General features: G+C 71.8%; 9 protein-coding genes and 1 pseudogene. 5 read left to right on the top strand and 5 right to left on the bottom strand.

The window, feature by feature from the left end:
• Window positions 1-35: 35 nt before the first annotated feature.
• From ABCR94_RS27790 to ABCR94_RS27780, 3 genes are read right to left on the bottom strand one after another with little or no spacing between them, the layout of a single operon-like run.
• Window positions 36-1,994: an ABC transporter permease/substrate-binding protein gene (locus tag ABCR94_RS27790; protein WP_347122820.1), complete on the bottom strand. Its 1,959-nt coding sequence runs from the start codon at window positions 1,992-1,994 to the stop codon at window positions 36-38.
• A complete protein-coding gene (locus tag ABCR94_RS27785; protein WP_347122818.1) occupies window positions 1,984-3,522 on the bottom strand; it encodes a sugar ABC transporter ATP-binding protein in 1,539 nt (512 codons plus the stop codon). Before ABCR94_RS27785 ends, ABCR94_RS27790 begins: the two co-directional genes overlap by 11 nt.
• Window positions 3,519-4,535, bottom strand: coding sequence for a LacI family DNA-binding transcriptional regulator (locus tag ABCR94_RS27780; RefSeq protein ID WP_347122817.1), 1,017 nt, complete (start codon window positions 4,533-4,535; stop codon window positions 3,519-3,521). The genes ABCR94_RS27785 and ABCR94_RS27780 overlap by 4 nt, the downstream gene beginning before the upstream one ends.
• Window positions 4,536-4,905: 370 nt before the next feature.
• Here ABCR94_RS27780 and ABCR94_RS27775 point away from each other — a divergent pair, with 370 nt between their 5' ends.
• The 4 genes from ABCR94_RS27775 (at window position 4,906) to ABCR94_RS27760 (ending at window position 10,555) form a co-directional block, all read left to right on the top strand.
• The gene (locus ABCR94_RS27775) at window positions 4,906-5,454 is read left to right on the top strand and encodes a DoxX family protein (RefSeq protein WP_347122815.1); all 549 of its coding nucleotides are present in this window, start codon (window positions 4,906-4,908) and stop codon (window positions 5,452-5,454) included.
• A 79-nt stretch (window positions 5,455-5,533) separates the two neighbouring features.
• The gene (locus ABCR94_RS27770) at window positions 5,534-6,160 is read left to right on the top strand and encodes a YigZ family protein (RefSeq protein WP_347122814.1); all 627 of its coding nucleotides are present in this window, start codon (window positions 5,534-5,536) and stop codon (window positions 6,158-6,160) included.
• A 199-nt stretch (window positions 6,161-6,359) separates the two neighbouring features.
• On the top strand, window positions 6,360-7,541 hold the full coding sequence (locus tag ABCR94_RS27765; RefSeq protein WP_347122813.1) for an exonuclease SbcCD subunit D: 1,182 nt from the start codon (window positions 6,360-6,362) through the stop codon (window positions 7,539-7,541).
• Window positions 7,538-10,555, top strand: coding sequence for an AAA family ATPase (locus tag ABCR94_RS27760; protein WP_347122811.1), 3,018 nt, complete (start codon window positions 7,538-7,540; stop codon window positions 10,553-10,555). Before ABCR94_RS27765 ends, ABCR94_RS27760 begins: the two co-directional genes overlap by 4 nt.
• Here ABCR94_RS27760 and ABCR94_RS27755 read toward each other — a convergent pair.
• Entirely contained in the window at window positions 10,545-10,991 is a 447-nt protein-coding gene (locus ABCR94_RS27755; protein ID WP_347122809.1) for an Lrp/AsnC family transcriptional regulator, read from the bottom strand. The genes ABCR94_RS27760 and ABCR94_RS27755 overlap by 11 nt on opposite strands.
• A 94-nt stretch (window positions 10,992-11,085) precedes the next feature.
• Here ABCR94_RS27755 and ABCR94_RS27750 point away from each other — a divergent pair, with 94 nt between their 5' ends.
• Complete coding sequence (locus ABCR94_RS27750) at window positions 11,086-11,589, top strand: rhodanese-like domain-containing protein (protein WP_347122807.1); 504 nt, start codon at window positions 11,086-11,088, stop codon at window positions 11,587-11,589.
• A gap of 124 nt (window positions 11,590-11,713) precedes the next feature.
• On the opposite strand, the pseudogene ABCR94_RS27740 reads toward ABCR94_RS27750, so the two are convergent.
• Window positions 11,714-12,367, bottom strand: a pseudogene (locus ABCR94_RS27740) (ATP-grasp domain-containing protein); the annotation flags it as partial.
• Window positions 12,368-12,398 lie beyond the last annotated feature (31 nt).

Raw genomic sequence — 12,398 nt, 5'->3', positions numbered from 1 at the left:
TTTCACTGGGGGGTGGGGGGTGAGGGCTGTGCGGATCAGGAGAAATCGGCGACGTTCTTCTTGGTGACGATCTTGACCGGTACCTTCACCATGCTGTCGACCTTCTTGCCCTGCGCGGCCTTGACCGCGTTCTGGACGGCGATCCTGCCGAGTTCCTTCGGCTGCTGGGCCACGGACGCGTAGAGGGTGCCCGCTGCGACCGCCTTCAGACCGTCGGGAGTTCCATCGAAACCGACCACGGACACCGAGCCGCCCGCCTTCTTGCCCAGCGCCTTGACCGCGCCGAGTGCCATCTCGTCGTTCTCGGCGAAGACGCCGGTGATGTCGGGATTGGTCTGCAGCAGATTGGTCATGACGTCCAGGCCCTTGGTGCGGTCGAAGTCCGCGGGCTGGGTGGCGACGACCTTGATACCCGGGTACGCCTTCAGACCGTCGGCGAAGCCCTTGCCGCGCTCGCGGCTCGCGGAGGTGCCCGCGGTGCCCTGCAGGGTGACGATCTCGCCCTTGCCGCCGAGCTTCTCGGCCAGTGTCTTCGCGGCGAGCCTGCCGCCGGCGACATTGTCGGACGCGACGAGGGTCGCGGTGTCGGCCTTGTTGACGCCGCGGTCGGCGGCGATCACCGGGATGTTCGACTTGTTGGCGGCCCGTACCGAGGGCCCCACCGCGTCCGAGTCCACCGGGTTGACGATGATCGACTTCATTCCTTCGCCGGTGAAGTTCTGCAGCTGGTTGGCCTGCTGGGACGCGTCGTTCTGCGCGTCGGTGACGGTGAGGTCGACCCCCGCGGCATCCGCCTCGGCCTGTGCGCCCTCCTTCATCTGTACGAAGAAGGGGTTATTGAGCGTGGAGAGCGACATGCCCACCTTGGTGCTCGTACCGGAGGAGCCGGAGTTGAAGTAGGACACGCCTCCCACGACGACCGCCACACACACTGCGGCGATCGCGAGTTTCGCCGCGTTCCCGCGCCCGGATCCGGAGCCGGGTCCCGATCCGCCGGTGGCTGCGGGCGCCGCTCCGCCGCCCGCGCGGCGGCGCAGGGTGTCGAGCAGGACGGCGAGCGCGATGACCACACCGATGACGACCTGCTGCCAGAAGGCGGACACGGACAGCAGGTTGAGGCCGTTGCGCAGCACGGCGAGGATCAGCGCGCCGATGAGGGTGCCGGACGCCTTGCCGACGCCACCCGCCAGGCTGGCGCCGCCGATGACGACCGCCGCGATCGCGTCCAGCTCGTACCCCTGCGCGGCCTGCGGCTGCGCGGAGGTCAGACGCGACGCGAGCACGATGCCCGCGACGGCGGCGAAGAGGCCGGACAGTGCGTAGATGACGAGCTTCTGCCGCTTCACGCGCAGGCCGGAGAGCCTCGCCGCTTCCTCGTTGCCGCCGATCGCGTACATCGAACGGCCGATGTAGGTACGGGCCAGGATCAGGGCTGTGATCAGCCCCATCGCGATCATCACCAGGACGGGGACCGGCAGCCAGCCGCCGAGAGTGTCACCCAGCACGGAGACCGAGTCGGGGAAGGCGATCGGGCTGCCCTGCGAGATCACCAACGACAGGCCGCGGGCGATCGAGAGCATGGCGAGGGTGGCGATGAACGGCGGCAGCTTGCCGTAGCTGACGAGCGCGCCGTTGACGAAGCCGCAGGCGATGCCGGTGGCGACGGCGAGAATGACCGCCAGCCACACCGGCACCCCCTCGGACGTCGCCGACCAGGCCAGGACGGTCGCGGAAAGCGCGGCCACCGAGCCGACCGACAGGTCGATGCCCGCGGAGACGATGACGAAGGTGACGCCGAACGCGAGGATCGCGGTGACGGCCGCCTGCACGCCCACATTGAGCAGGTTCTGGGTGGTCAGGAAGTCGCCGGAGAGCAGCGACATCGCCACCACCAGGACCGCGAGTGCGCTCAGCGCACCGTTTTCGAGCAGGAAGCGGCGGACCGCCGAGGCGCCACCGGCGCCCGTGTTCTTCAGATGCGTGTCAGTGGCCACGGGGGCCCTCCACTTCGTTCACTGCGGGAGTTGTTACGGGGGCCGTGCCGACGGCGAGTGCCATCACCGCGTCCTGGGTCGCGCTCTCGGCGGGGAGTTCGCCCGCGATGCGGCCCTGCGCCATGACCAGCACGCGGTCGCTCATGCCCAGCACTTCGGGCAGATCGCTGGAGATCATCAGGACGGCGTGTCCGGAGGCCGTCAGCTCATTGATGAGCTGGTAGATCTCGACCTTGGCGCCGACATCGATGCCCCGGGTCGGCTCGTCGAGGATCAGCACCTTCGTGTCGGCAAGCAGCCACTTGCCGATGACGACCTTCTGCTGGTTGCCGCCGGACAGGGTGCGGACATGCTGGCTGAGGCCGGCCATCCGTACCCCCAGCTGCTCGGCGATCCGGGCGGTGGCGGTGCGTTGACCCTTGAGGTCCACGAGTCCGCCTCGGCTCGCCGAGCGCAGCGTGACCAGGCCGAGGTTCTCCTGCACGGAGGCGTCGAGCAGCAGGCCCTGGCCCTTGCGGTCCTCGGGCACCAGGCCGATTCCGGCGCCCATCGCCGCGTTCACGTCGTGTCCTGCGAGCGGCTCGCCCTGGACCTCGATGCTGCCGGTGTCGTAGCGGTCGGCGCCGAACACGGCGCGGGCCACCTCGGTGCGCCCGGCGCCGATGAGCCCGGCGAGGCCGACGACCTCCCCGGCGCGCAGCTCGAAGCTGACGTCGTGGAAGACGCCGCCCCTGGTCAGCCCGCGCACCGAGAGCAACGGCTGCCCTGCATCCGGGCGTTCGCGTGGATACTGCTGCTCGATGCTGCGCCCCACCATCAGCCGTACCAGCTCGTCCTCGGGTGTCGAGGCGGGGACCTGGCCGATGCTGCGCCCGTCGCGCAGCACGGTGACCCGGTCGCCGAGCGCGGCGATCTCTTCGAGGTGGTGGGTGATGAAGACAACGCCGACGCCGTCGTCGCGCAGCGTCCGTACGATCCCGAAGAGCTTGTCCACCTCCTCGGAGGTGAGGACGGCCGTCGGCTCGTCCATGATCAGGACCCGCGCGTCCAGGCTGAGCGCCTTGGCGATCTCCACCATCTGGAGCCGGGCGATGCCCAGTTCGCGCACCTTGGTCCGCGGCGAGACCCGCACGCCGACCCGGCGCAGCAGTTCCTCGGCGTCCGACTCCATCCGCCCGCGGTCGATCAGCCCGAAGCGGCGCGGCTGGCGGCCGAGGAAGATGTTCTCGGCGACCGTCAGGTCGGGCACCAGGTTGAACTCCTGGTAGATGGTGGCGATGCCCAGCCGCTCGGCGTCCTGGGCGCCGTGGATGCGTACCTCGCGACCCTCGGCGAGGATGCGGCCGCTGTCCGGGCGGTAGGCGCCGGAGAGCATTTTGATGAGGGTGCTCTTGCCCGCGCCGTTCTCGCCGAGGAGTACGTGCACCTCGCCGCGGCGCAGGTCGAAGTCGACGGAGTCGAGCGCGACGACGCCGGGGAAGGTTTTACGGATGCCTTCGATACGCAGCAACTCGTCCGGGCTGCTCACAGGGTGCTCCTCTGGTCCGAAGCGGGCTCGCCGCAGGAGCGGCGTACGACAAGGCGGGCGGGGAGGGTGACCGACTCCGGAGGGCGGCCCTCGATGAGGTCGATCAGCGCCTGTACGGCCGCCCGGCCCAGGTCGCCGGTCGGCTGGGCGATCGCGGTGATCGGCGGATCGGTGTGCACGAACCACGGAATGTCGTCGAAGGCGGCGAGCCCGATGTCGTGCGGGACGCGCAGGCCGTGTGCGCGGATCGCGTCCAGCGCGCCGAGCGCCATCAGGTTGTCCGCGGCGAAGATGACCTCGGGCGGCTCGTCGAGGGCGAGGAACCGCTCGGTGGCGCGACGGCCGCTGTCGGCCTGGAAGTCGCCCTGGCCGACGTAGGCGTCGGGCAGCGGCAGCCCGTGCGCGAGCAGCGCGTCGCGGAAGGCCTCGACGCGCTCGCTGCCGGTGGTGGTCGCTGCCGGGCCCGCGATGATGGCGAGCCGGCGGTGGCCAAGGCCGTACAGGTGGGCGACCAGGTCACGTACCGCGAGGCAGCCGTCGGCGCGAACGACGGGGACGTCGACGCCGGGGATCCAGCGGTCCACGAAGACCATCGGGGTGGCGCCGCGTGTGGCGTCCAGCATCAGCGGGGACGCCCCGTCGGTGGGGGAGACGAGCAGCCCGTCGATGCGGCGGTCGAGCAGCGTACGCACATGGTGGTCCTGCAGCTCGGGCCGCTCGTCGGCGTTGCCGATGATGACGCTGTAGCCGAGCGCGCGGGCCGCCTCCTCGACGGAGCGGGCCAGTTCGGTGAAGTACGGGTTGAGTACGTCGCTGATGACCAGGCCGAGAGTGCGCGTCCGGTCGGTGCGCAGCGACCGGGCGACCGCGTTGGGGCGGTAGCCGAGGACTTCGACCGCGGCGAGGACACGAGAGCGTGCCTCGGGGCTGACGGAGGGATGGCTGTTGAGGACGCGCGAAACCGTGGCGACGGATACTCCCGCCTCGGCCGCGACATCCTTGATGCTCGCCATCGCCGGACCACCTCCTTGTGGAATCCGTGCGGCTCGAAACCAGGGCCAATGAGGTCATGGAATCGATTACATCGATGATTGGAATCGATTACACGGATGCGGGCAAGCCCCTGACCGCAGAGCGAGACCGGATCGTGATCAAGTGGCGCTCAGGTGAGCGCGCCGGGGAGTGTGTCGGGGGAGAGTGCCAGGAGTGCGTCAGGGAGCGCATCGCGGGGCGCCGGAAATCCGGATGTAACGGGGATCTTGTTGTTCAAGGTTGTACCGCTGTGTATCGTCGTCGTGTGTGGCTTGAAGTTTCAAGTAACCGGTCACGAGCAACCCCGGGCGGCCCCGCGCCCGGGTCCCGACACAGGAGAGAGCCCCTCACATGACTCCCCCCACCACGATGCTCAGCCCGGTCACCACCGGCACGCCCCGTCAGGCCCCCTCACCGCACGCCTACGACGTCGGTCTGCTCGTGCTGCGCCTGGCCCTCGGCCTGACCATGGCCGCCCACGGTTCGCAGAAGCTCTTCGGCTGGTTCGGCGGCGGCGGACTCGACGGCACCGCCCAGTTCTTCACCGCGAGCGGCTACCCCGCGGGCAAGGCGATGGCCGTCGTGGCCGGTCTCACCGAGACGTTCGGCGGGCTCGGACTCGCCGTCGGCCTGCTCACCCCGCTGGCCGGCGCGGCCGTCGTCGGCACCATGCTCAACGCGCTCGCCGTGAAGTGGAGCGGTGCGTTCTTCGCCCCCGAGGGAGTGGAGTACGAGGTCGTGCTCATCGCGGCCGCTGCCGCACTCACCCTGACCGGCGCCGGCGGACTCGCCGTCGACCGCCTCGTGCCGGGTCTGCGCGCCCAGCGGTTCCCGTACGGCGTCGCGGCCCTGGTCATCGCGCTGGTGCTCGCGGGTGTGACCCTGCTGCTGCGGAAGTAGCAGGAGCCTGGCCCGGTGCGGCCCGGCGGGACATGCCCGGACCTGGGGCGTTTCCGCCGGGCCGCATAGGGTGGGCCGAATGCAGGAGCAGTACCGGACCGTCGCCCACCCAGGCATGCACGAAGCCGAGATCAACAGATCGCGCTTCCTATGCTCACTCGCCCCCGCCGCGACCGAGCGCGCGGCGCAGGACTTCGTCGCCCGCGTCCGCAAGCAACACCCGACGGCCTCGCACAACTGCTTCGCGTACGTCATCGGCGCGGACGCCTCCGTGCAGAAGGCTAGCGACGACGGCGAGCCGGGCGGCACCGCAGGCGTGCCGATGCTCCAGATGCTCATGCGCCGCGAGGTCCGCTACACCGTTGCCGTCGTCACCCGCTACTTCGGCGGCGTGAAACTCGGCGCGGGCGGGCTGATCAGGGCGTACGGCGGAGTGGTCGGCGAGGCCCTCGACACGCTCGGCACCATCACCAGGCAGCGTTTCCGGCTGGCCACCGTCACCGTCGACCACCAGCGCGCGGGCAGGCTGGAGAACGATCTGCGGACGACCGGGCGGGCGGTGCGCGATGTGCGCTACGGAGCCGCCGTCACGATCGAGGTCGGCCTGCCGGAAGCGGACGTGGCCCCCTTCCGGGCCTGGCTCGCCGACGCCACGGCGGGCACCGCTGTGTTCGAGCTGGGCGGCGAGGCGTACGGCGACGCGTGAGTCGCGTACGGCGCCCGGCGCGGTAGGGCGCGGTGCAGCCTCTCGTGCCCGGCACGCCTGCCCGGCGAAGATTGAGGTCTGTGGTGGATGAGGTGCCGAGCGGCGATAGCGTGGTCCGTGGTGACAGCCGGGACCCGCGCCGATGTGCTGCGGTCCCCAGGGGGTGGAGAAGGGGAAACATGCAGGTCGGAGCCGTATCTTGAGGATTTTGCACACATCCGACTGGCACCTGGGACGGTCCTTCCACCGGGTGGGTCTGCTGGAGGCCCAGTCCGCGTTCCTCGACCACCTGGTGACGACGGTGCGTGAGCAGGACGTGGACGCGGTGCTTGTGTCGGGGGACGTGTACGACCGGGCCGTGCCGCCGCTCTCCGCCGTGGCCCTCTTCGACCGGGCGCTGCACCGGCTCGCCGACGCGGGTGTACCGACCGTCATGATCTCCGGGAACCACGACTCGGCGCGCAGGCTCGGTGTCGGCGCCGGCCTCATCCAACGGGCCGGAATCCACCTCCGTACCGACCCGGCCAACTGCGCCACGCCCGTCATGCTCGCCGACGCGCACGGCGAGGTGGCGTTCTACGGGCTGCCCTACCTGGAACCGGCCCTGGTACGTGAGGAATTCAAGGCGGCCAGGGCGGGGCACGAAGCCGTGATCGGGGCGGCCATGGACCGGGTGCGGGCCGACCTCGCCGGGCGGCCCGAGGGCACCAGGTCCGTTGTCCTCGCCCATGCCTTCGTCGCCGGAGGCGAGCCGAGCGACAGCGAGCGCGACATCACCATCGGCGGCGTCGCGTCCGTCCCGGCCGGAGTGTTCGACGGCGTCGACTATGTCGCCCTCGGCCATCTGCACGGCGCACAGGCCGTCACCGACCGGGTGCGCTACTCGGGCTCACCGCTCGCCTACTCCTTCTCCGAAGCCACCCACCGCAAGACGATGTGGCTGATCGACCTCGGGCCCGCCGGGGAGATCGAGGCGGAGCGCCTCGACTGTCCGGTGCCCAGGGCTGTCGCCCGGATCCGCGGCCGTTTCGAGGAGTTGCTGGCCGACCCGGCGCTGGAGCGGCACGAGGACTCCTGGATCGAGGCGACCCTGACCGATCCCACCCGCCCCGCCGAGCCCATGGCCCGGCTCTGCGCCCGCTTCCCGCACACCATCAGCCTCGTCTTCGACCCCGAGCGGGCCGCCGACGACCCCTCCGCCTCGTACGCCCAGCGCCTCAAGGGGCGCAGCGACCAGCAGATCGCGGACGACTTCGTGGCCCATGTACGCGGTGGCGCCGGCCCCGACGAGCGGGAGCGCACCGTCCTGCACGATGCCTTCGACGATGTACGGGTGGACACCGCGCTCACTCAGGACCTGGCGCACGAGGTGGCCCGGTGAGACTGCACCAGCTGCGCATCACGGCCTTCGGGCCCTTCGGCGCCGCCCAGGAAATCGACTTCGACGCGCTCAGCGCCGCCGGCCTCTTCCTGCTGCACGGCCCGACCGGCGCCGGGAAGACCTCCGTCCTCGACGCGGTCTGCTACGCGCTGTACAACGCCGTCCCCGGTGCGCGCCAGAGCCCGGGGGCCTCGCTGCGCAGCGATCACGCCGCGCCGGGCTCGGTCACCGAGGTCTGCCTTGAACTGACGGTCGGCGGACGGCGGTTGGAGATCACCCGGCGTCCCGCCCAGGACCGTCCCAAGAAGGGCGGACGCGCGGGCACCACGACCGACAAGGCGCAGAGCTGGCTGCGCGAGTACGGCCCCGACCACGGCTGGCAGGCACTGAGCCGCTCCCACCAGGAGATCGGCGAGGAGATCGAGCAGCTCGTCGGCATGAGCAGGGAGCAGTTCTGCCAGGTCGTGCTGTTGCCCCAGGGGGACTTCGCCCGCTTCCTGCGGGCCGACGCGGAGGCCCGCGGCAAGCTCCTCGGCCGGCTCTTCGACACCCGCCGCTTCGCTGCCGTCGAGGACCGCCTGGCCGAACTGCGGCGCTCCGCCGAACAGCTGGTGCGCGCCGGCGACGAGCGGCTGCTCGCCCTCGCCCAGCGCATGGCGCAGGCCGCGGGCGACAGCGCCGACGCGCGCGACAAACCGCTGCCCGCGCCGCGGCCCGGCGCCCCCGGGCTCGCCGCAGCCGTGCGGGAATGGGCCGCCGTCGCACGCTGCGGTGCGCGCGAACGCCTCGACATCGCGGAATCTGCGGTGGCCGCCGCCGAGAGCCGCCGGGCCGCAGCGCGCCGGGCCCTGGAGGACGAGCGCGAACTGGCCGCCCTCCAGCAGCGGTACGCCGACGCGCACCGGCGCCACGACGCCCTCGAAGCCGGGCGCCCCGACCATGAGCGGCTGCGCGCCCGCCAGGACCGGGCGGGCAAGGCCGACAGGGTCGCCCCCGCCCTGGCGCTGCGTGACGACTCCGAGCGCGAGCATCACGCGGCGACCGCGACCCGCGAGCGCTCCCGCAACGGGCTGCCGCAGGACCTCGCCGACGCCGGGGCCGAGCAGCTCGCCGCACTTGAGCGCAAGCTGCGCCAGGACCTCGGCGGCCTCGAAGCCGCCCGCAGGGCCGAGCGGCGCAGCGAGGAGATCGGCCGGGAGCGCGCGGACCTGGAGCGGCACGCCCGCGCCGACGAGGACCTCCTCAGGGACGCCGCCGACTGGCTGGCGGGCTGGGCCGCGACCCGGCAGCGCGGCCAGGAGCGCATCGAGGCGGCCCAGGACGCCGTGACCCGCGCCGAGCATCTCGCGGGCCGCCTCGAACCGGCCCGCCACCGGCTCGACGCCGCCCGCAAGCGTGACGCCCTCGACGAGAAGGTGGCCACCGCCGAGGACCGGCTGCGCACGGCCCGCGAGCGGGCGGCCGGCGCGCGCGAGACCTGGCTCGACCTCAAGGAGCGCCGACTGCTCGGCATCGCCGCCGAGTTGGCGGCCGGGCTGCGCGACGGCGAACCCTGCGCGGTCTGCGGCGCGGCCGAACACCCCGCACCGGCCAGGGCCGGGGCCGGGCATGTGGACCGTACGGCGGAAGAAGCGGCGTACGCCGAGCACACCCGCTCCGAGGGCTCGCGGGCCGATGCGGAGCGCGCGCTCGCGGTGGTCCGGGAGGAGTGCGCGGCAGCCAGGGCCGAGGCCGGCGGCTCCAGTGTGGCCGAACTGCGCGCCCTGGCAGATGAGTTGACGCGGGAGCATGGTGCGGCCCACGCGCTGGCCGCGGACACGCACGCGGCGCGTGAGGCGCTGGTGCGCGCCGAGCGTGAGCACACGGGCCGGGTCGACGCCCAGCAGCAGGCCGAGCGGCGCTCCGCGGCCCGCACCTCGCAGCGCGAAGCGCTCGACCGCGAACAGGCAGCGCTGGAAGCCGAGTTGACTCGGGCCCGCGGCGGTGCGGGCAGCGTCGCCGAGCATGCCGGGCTACTGGAGCGCCGGGTCCGGCTGCTCGGCGAAGCGGCCGATGCCGTACGAGCGGTCGAAGCCACCGCGCGGCGCCTCAAGGAGGCCGACGACCGGCTCGCCGACGCGGCGTTCAAGGCCGGGTTCGACACCCCGCGCGCCGCCGCCGAGGCGCTGCTCGACGACGCCGCTCAGCGTGACCTCCAGCACCGGATCGATGCCTGGCGATACGAACAGGCAGCGGTGGCCGACCGGTTGGCCGAGCCGCGGACCGCCGCCGCGGCCGAGCGGCCCGATGCCGCGCCGCAGCAGGCCCAGGTGGTCTTCGACGCCGCCGAGCGCGGACTGCTCGACGCCACGTCGGCCCTCGACGCCGCCCGGGAGCGCAGCACGGCACTCACCTCGCTCTCCCGGCAGGCGGCCGACGAGAACCGCAGGATCGGCCCGCTGCGCGAGCGGTACGAGCGGGTTGCCCGCCTCGCCTCGCTCACCGCGGGCACCTCGACGGACAACGAACGCCGGATGCGACTGGAGTCGTACGTACTGGCGGCCCGTCTGGAGCAGGTCGCGGCAGCCGCCACCGAGCGTCTCCAGCGGATGTCATCGGGCCGCTACACCCTGGTCCACTCCGACGCCAGAGTGGGCGGGCGCGGCCGCTCCGGGCTCGGCCTGCATGTGGTCGACGCGTGGACGGGCAGCGAGCGCGACACCGCCACGCTCTCCGGCGGCGAGACCTTCTTCGCCTCCCTCGCCCTGGCGCTCGGCCTCGCCGACGTGGTCACCGACGAGGCCGGCGGCGTACGGCTGGACACGCTCTTCATCGACGAGGGCTTCGGCAGCCTCGACGAGCAGACCCTGGACGAGGTGCTCGATGTACTGGATTCACTGCGGGAGCGGGACCGCGCCGTCGGCATCGTCAGCCATGTCGCCGACCTGCGGCGCCGCGTCACCACGCAGCTGGAGGTCGTCAAGGACCGGCACGGATCCGTGGTGCTGCATCACACCGCGGGGGTCAGCGGCTGAGCGCGCGCCGTGGCAGCGGCGAAGAGTACACCACGCTCGTGGTGACCGAGCCGAGCGCGCCGAACCGGCCGGACACCTGCTCCAGGTGCTGCATCGAGCGGGTCGCGACCTTGACGACGAAGCAGTCGTCGCCCGTGACGTGATGCGCTTCGAGGACCTCGGGCGTCGACTCCAGGAGGTCGTGGAACGGCTTGTAATTGCCGTGCGGATAGCGCAGCCGTACGAACGCCAGGATGGGCAGCCCGATCCGGTCATGGTCGACAATGGCCGTATATCCCGATATCACCCCGACTTCCTCCAGTCGCCGCACGCGCTCGGTCACGGCGCTCGCGGACATGGAGACGGCGCGCGCCAGCTCGGCGAAGCTGGCCCTGCCTTCGCGTTGCAGGGCTTCCAGGATGCGCCAGTCGGTGGCGTCCGGTGAATATCCGGTCATGACTGAAGACAACAGGGATTTCAACGGCAGATCAAGAGAAGGTCCGGGAGATCTCACTTCACCGAGATGATCACCGGGACGTAGATTTTGAGCCATGACGACGACACAGCCGACCGACTCCGTGGCCCCGCCCGCCGCCAACGCCGCGCTCCGCGTACCGCCCGCCTCCCCGGCCGCGGCCGCCGCGTACTTCGGCGCCTGCCTCGCCTTCCACGCCGATGTGTCGGACGTCGCCGCGGTCCTCGCCGGCGGTGAGCCCCCCGGCTTCGTATTGATCGACTCCCGCTCCATCGAGTCCTGGGACCAGGGACACCTGCCCGGCGCCCTCCACCTGCCGACGGCGCTGATCCCCGAGCAGGCGGAGAAGCTCCTGGACAAGTCGGTCCCGGTCGTCACGTACTGCTGGGGCCCCGGCTGTAACGGCGGCACCCGCGCGGCGCTCGCCCTCGCCGAACTCGGCTATCAGGTCAAGGAGATGCTCGGCGGCATCGAATACTGGATCCGCGAGGGCTTCGAGGTCGAGACCCGGGAGGGCCACGAACGCCGCGCCGCCGATCCGCTGACGGCGCCCGTCGGCGCGGACAACTGCGGGTGCTGATGCGGTGGTTGGCGTACGAGGCCGGGTGTGGTCGGTCGTACGCCGCCGGGGCATGCCGGACGACCGGCCCGGTTCATCGCGTGGCCCGCGACGGACGAAGCCGAATCGTTCAGCGGGCAGGTGATCAACTCGGAAGGCGGCTTCCGGCGCGCGTGAGTGCGTCGAAGAGCGGGGTGGCGTCCGCGCCGGCGGGAAGGCCGCTGACCTGGCCGTCCCCGACCTCCACCACCCGCCACTTTCCGTCCTCGCGCAGCGCGAGGTCCGTCGTCACCCAGCGGCAGCCGAGCGCCCGCACGGCCGGGTGTACCGCCGTGAGGTCCGGGGTGGGCACCCGGCCGGGGGTGTCGGGGTGGGCAGTGGTCAGGACGGGATCGCCGTCGACCCACCAGACGCGGGCCTCGCCGCCCGGCACGAACGACTCGTACGCCCGGATCACCAGGCCGCCCGCGAGCGAGTCCTCCTGCAACTCGAAGAAGCGCCGGACCACTGCCCCGGTCCGGTCCGCGTCGCCGAGCGCGGGAACGAAGCACGCCTCGTCCCACTCGTGCTTACGGGACTTGACGAAGTCCTTGACCACGGCGGGACCCGCGCCCAGCGGGGCGGTGATCCGGGCGAGCTCCACGGCGGACGGCGGCGCGCCGGGCGGCAGTGCGCGCCAGACGCTGAGCGGGGTGAGCTCGGTGAAGGCCGGGTACCAGCCGGGGAGTTCATGGGCGCGGCCGAACAGCTCCGGTGTGGTGAACAGTTCGCAGCCGCGCTCACGCAGCCCGCGCGCTAGTGCGTTGGCCACGAACGTTCGCCGGGTCTGG

Origin of the sequence: Streptomyces changchenzhani, assembly GCF_039766235.1 — a bacterium.
In the GTDB taxonomy this organism is placed as follows: Bacteria; Actinomycetota; Actinomycetes; order Streptomycetales; family Streptomycetaceae; genus Streptomyces.
This window is presented reverse-complemented; position numbering and strand designations above follow the sequence as displayed.

Excerpts from the sequence above, each read along its gene's own strand:
- ABCR94_RS27750 (WP_347122807.1), top strand. The coding sequence starts at position 11,086 with ATGACGACGACACAGCCGACCGACTCCGTGGCCCCGCCCGCCGCCAAC.
- ABCR94_RS27770 (WP_347122814.1), top strand. The coding sequence starts at position 5,534 with ATGCAGGAGCAGTACCGGACCGTCGCCCACCCAGGCATGCACGAAGCC.
- ABCR94_RS27780 (WP_347122817.1), bottom strand. The coding sequence starts at position 4,535 with ATGGCGAGCATCAAGGATGTCGCGGCCGAGGCGGGAGTATCCGTCGCC.
- ABCR94_RS27755 (WP_347122809.1), bottom strand. The coding sequence starts at position 10,991 with ATGACCGGATATTCACCGGACGCCACCGACTGGCGCATCCTGGAAGCC.
- ABCR94_RS27775 (WP_347122815.1), top strand. The coding sequence starts at position 4,906 with ATGACTCCCCCCACCACGATGCTCAGCCCGGTCACCACCGGCACGCCC.